Below are 4,433 nucleotides of genomic sequence, written 5' to 3' on the forward strand. Positions count from 1 at the left end.
ACCGCGGCAGCCCTCGGCAAAGAAGGTGTATTTGCCGCGCAGCTCCATGCCGGGCATGTAGGCATCCTTGTGCTCACCATTCAGCCCCACCCCCATGTCACCGGTAATGATGCCGCGCACTTCGCCGTTTTCAGCGTAGAGTACTTCCGCGGCGGCAAAGCCGGGGAAGACTTCCACACCGAGATTTTCCGCCTGCTCGGGCCGCTATGATATTTCGTGGCAATACCGTTTGTCTCCTGGTGAGCGTCCCGATTGGGGCATGCCGCCGGAACTGAATGGCGTTCTGGAGTTAAATGGCCGCTGGGACGAGGTCAGTGGCACCATCCATCAGGTGACTGTCGGATTACAGTGGGCTCATCAGAAGTGGGTGATCGAAGGCGGCGTAGTGCAGGACTTGAATGCAGAAAAGGACTGGCGATACCTGTTGAGCATGCGATTTCATTTCTAGCTGAAGAGTTCATCTTGACGGCAGAGATGGCTCTGTCCCGTGTGTGTACAGATTCCCCCGGTTTTTAGCCGGGGGAATCTATGGGATGTGTCGAAGCCGAAGAATAAGTGCAGTTGCGACCATTTTCCTTGGCTGCGTAAAGGGCCTTATCGGCTCGGGCCAGCGCGGTAGCCCCCGTTTCCCCTCGATCCACCTGGACCACGCCAAGGCTGATGGTTACCGATACGCCTGTTAGCTCGGCGGAAGTGGTGGCAACGGACGTTCGCAAGCGCTCCGCGGCAGTCATGGCTACGTCCAGGGGCGCGCCGGAAAACAACACGGCAAACTCCTCTCCCCCGACTCTACCCAACGTGTCCACACTGCGTATGCACTGTTGAAGCTGTTTCGCCACTATCTGCAGCACCTTGTCTCCCATCTGGTGGCCGTGATGGTCATTGATATCCTTGAAGTGATCGATATCCACCATGGCGACAGAAAACGTGCCGCCATTTCGCGCCAAGCGCTCGCTTTCCCGCTCGAGGTTGTCGTAAAAACTACGGCGATTCGGAATGCCTGTCAGGGTGTCAGTAGCGGCCAGTTTGGAGAGGAGCTGGTTGGCTATTGTCAGTTCACGGGTGCGATCCTCAACCTTCTGTTCCAGCATGGCATTGCTTTCCCGAAGCTGCTCGTAGAGATAAAGGTTGCGAAAATTGGCGGCAATTTTTCTGCAAAAGAGCTCCATTAGGCTGCGGGTGAAGTCCTCAGGTGCGCGGCAGTTCAAATAGGCAACGATGACATGCCCTTCCGGGTGCCCCAGATAGAGCGTCGTGTGTTGGGAACTGTAGTGGTTGCTCTGACTCTTGAAGGTGGACAGAATCAATTCCCGCACTTCCAAATCGATATGCAGGTTCTGCCAGCTTGTCTCCGACGCCAGCCAGTCAGCTTCGCTGGCCGCCAGTATCTGAATATCTTCAGAGTACCCCGACGTTCCGTAGTCCTGGACACAAAGTATGCCGTGGCCGCCAACCCCCAGCAGCGAGCCGAGCTGGGTGAGCACGCCGGCAGCGAACATATGCAGTGAGCGCTCCTCACTCAGGGAGTCCGATGCTTCGATGATCTGTTGCAGACCATGGCGATGGGCATCAATAACCCGCAGATGTTGGTAGGTGCGCAAGGCGGTGATGGTGGTTAAAAACAGTTTTTGGGCGGTCAGTTCGGTTTTGGATTTATAGTCATTGATATCGTATTTAACAATAATCTCCTCTTCGGGGGCCTGACCGGGTTGGCCGGTACGCAGAATGATTCGTATGATGCTGTTCTGCAACTCCTCGCGGATGTGGCGAGTCAATCGCAAACCGGCGTCATCGGTTTCCATCACCACATCGACCAGGGCAATGGCGATATCCTTTTCCTCCGCCAGCAGTGCCTTGGCCTGTATGGCGCTCTCGGCACTCAAGATGTGAACGGCGCGCCCATCGAAGCGCAGGTTCTTGAGGGCCATGCGGGTCACGGAATGAATTCCAATATCGTCATCCACCACAAGGATTTTCCAGTTCCGATCAGTCTCTTCCGGATGCTCCTTTTGATTTTTGGGGGTCAGTTTGAGCTTGGCCACGGTAATCATTACCTCCCTTGGATCACGCGGTTTGCGCGCCGTTATACGGAAACTCCATCACGAACTGAACTCCCCGGCCATCTCGGGGCTCGTCGATCTGTACTTTACCGTTGAGCGTGGCAGTTACCAGATTGTGAAGAATGTGAAGGCCAAGTCCGCTGCCGCCGGCATGGCGTTTAGTGGTGAAAAAAGGTTCGAACACCTTGATCCGCAATTCCTTGGGAATACCCCTGCCATTATCCGTATAGCGCAACAGGATCTGATCGCCCACCTTTTCAAAGTGAATATGAATGCGACCGGCTTCCTCTGTGAAGTCCTGATCAAAACCGTGATTGAGAGAGTTGAGAACGAGATTGGTCAGGACTTGTGCCAGGGCGCCGGGGTAGGTGCTGATGTTCAGGTCTGTGGGACCTGTTACTTCCACGCTCACTGATGACTTTTTCAGGGCGGGGGTCAGGCTGGCGAGGGTTTCGCGGATGTACTCGCCGACATTGATTTCCCGCTGTTCCTGTGATGATTGGTCCACGGCAACCTGTTTAAAGGAGTGAATGAGATCGGCGGCCCGGGTGGCGTTGGACTCGATCAATTGCGCCGATAATTCGGCTGTCTCCATATAGTCTTCAAACTCTTCCTCGGATAAATCCCCTTGTTGGTAGTGGGCGCGCAACTGGTGTGTCTGTTGGGTCAGCATGGAAGAGCTGGTGACGATAATGCCGATGGGCGTATTGATCTCATGGGCCACGCCGGCAACCAAGCCGCCCAGGGCGGCCATCTTTTCCCTTTGCAAGAGTTCTTGCTGGGCTTCCTCCAGACGCCGGTTGGCCTCCTGCAGTTCGGCATTGGTTCGGGCCAGTGCCGCATTCGCTTCCACCAGCTGTTTTTGACTGGGAAGGGCCAGCGCAGTGGGTATCAGGCGAATCAGGAGATAGGCGGTAACGATAGAGGCCAATGCCGTTATACCGCGGATATACCCGGAGAGCCAGTAGGCGGGATACCAGGTGGTCAAGATATCCATCATATGGGTGGCACCGCAGGCCAGAATAAAAATACCAAAAGCGACAAACATCCAATTGAACGGGATATCCTGGCGTTTCCGCACCAGGTAAGCCAGGGTAAAGGGAATGGTCGTATAGGCGATGGCGGTCAGTCCATCCGAGGTAACATTGAGCCAAAGCAGCCCGGGGGTCCAGAAATAGCAGTGGCCATGGGGCATGAAACCCTCGCCACTGAAAAACGCTACCAGCGCTTCCATAGTTGCGTTCCTCCATGGGGTTTTTGGTTGTTATTCATCCCAGAAAACTATAGTTGACCATAGAATCATTCGGGGCCTTTTTTTTAAGGAAGGTAAATTCGAACGTAATGGAAAAGGAGGCATTATCAGTTTCATGGTGAAGTCGCGAAGCGGCAGAACATCACGGATTCATTCATGGAGGAATGCCAGCGGAAAATTTCATGACACTGTTTTTTAAATTTATATCGGCTTGTGGAAAGTTGTAGTCAAATACAACCCCAGCTTTAGTCGGGAAAATTTATACTATTATATGATGCAGGGTAGCTGTCCGGGAGGGTGCCTCAGTCTGAGCTGGCACAATACGGAATGCAGATATTGCAAGCGGGTATCCGTGCCGAGAAACCAATAAACCACAGGGAGTGGGCACAATGAATTACAACAACAATTGGGCCGTTGGTATCGTTGTATTTTGCATTGTGTTAGCGGTGGTTCCCGCTGCGGGACGCGGCGAGGACGTCACCGCTAACAAGGCGCCCTTGCTGTCGCCTGGTGCACTGATTGATGAGCTGAAAAAAGGTGGCTACATCATTTATTTCAGGCATGGCATAACCGGCAGGGAAGGAGAAAAGGAAGTCGACCGCGAAAATATCACCAATTGCCGAATCCAACGGAATTTGACGTCGACGGGTATTGAGCAAACCCGGTTGATGGGGAAGGCCATCAAAAAGCATGGCATACCCATCGGCGAAGTTCTCTCGAGCCCCTATTGCCGGTGTATGGACACCGCGAGGAATCTCTTTGGTCGGGCCCAGCCCAGCGATATCCTGTTTTTTGCCATCAATGTCACCAAAACGCAGAGAGCTGAAATTACGACACAGCTCAGGGGTCTCCTGTCCACACTGCCACAGGAGGGTGTTAACACAGTTCTGGTATCACATACCGCGAACCTGCGGGAGGCTACGGGAATATGGCCGAAACCGGAAGGCGTCGCGCATGTATTCAAACCTATTGGGGAAGGGGGATTTGTCTATATTGGAGAAATTCCCCCGGATGGTTGGGAAATGACCGGTCTTAACCGGTAATGGGGGGTATTTATGTCGCTGCGGGAAACATTCATGCGGAGCGGTTTATTCCTCGTACCCTTGCTGGGAATTGCCGGC

Annotated in this window: 4 protein-coding genes and 1 pseudogene; 2 read left to right on the forward strand and 3 right to left on the reverse strand. The window is 53.8% G+C overall.

The genetic code is table 11. From position 1 onward, the window contains the following. A pseudogene (locus ABY948_RS11380) lies at positions 1 to 198 on the reverse strand (NAD(P)/FAD-dependent oxidoreductase); the annotation flags it as partial. Between the two features lie 61 nt (positions 199 to 259). On the opposite strand from ABY948_RS11380, the gene ABY948_RS11385 reads away from it, so the two are divergent. Continuing rightward, positions 260 to 448 carry a hypothetical protein gene (locus ABY948_RS11385; RefSeq protein WP_461482656.1) on the forward strand — a complete coding sequence of 63 codons (189 nt, stop codon included), beginning with the start codon at positions 260 to 262 and terminating at the stop codon, positions 446 to 448. A gap of 64 nt (positions 449 to 512) precedes the next feature. On the opposite strand, the gene ABY948_RS11390 is transcribed toward ABY948_RS11385, so the two are convergent. Further along, positions 513 to 2,042: a diguanylate cyclase gene (locus ABY948_RS11390; RefSeq protein WP_461482657.1), complete on the reverse strand. Its 1,530-nt coding sequence runs from the start codon at positions 2,040 to 2,042 to the stop codon at positions 513 to 515. Positions 2,043 to 2,064: 22 nt separating this feature from the next. Beyond that, positions 2,065 to 3,294, reverse strand: a complete 1,230-nt coding sequence (locus ABY948_RS11395; protein ID WP_461482658.1) for a sensor histidine kinase — start codon at positions 3,292 to 3,294, stop codon at positions 2,065 to 2,067. A gap of 407 nt (positions 3,295 to 3,701) precedes the next feature. Between ABY948_RS11395 and ABY948_RS11400 the strand changes: the two genes are divergently transcribed. Continuing rightward, the gene (locus ABY948_RS11400) at positions 3,702 to 4,355 is read left to right on the forward strand and encodes a histidine phosphatase family protein (protein ID WP_461482659.1); all 654 of its coding nucleotides are present in this window, start codon (positions 3,702 to 3,704) and stop codon (positions 4,353 to 4,355) included. Positions 4,356 to 4,433 lie beyond the last annotated feature (78 nt).

Origin of the sequence: Porticoccus sp., assembly GCF_041592135.1 — a bacterium.
Lineage (GTDB): Bacteria > Pseudomonadota > Gammaproteobacteria > Pseudomonadales > Porticoccaceae > Porticoccus.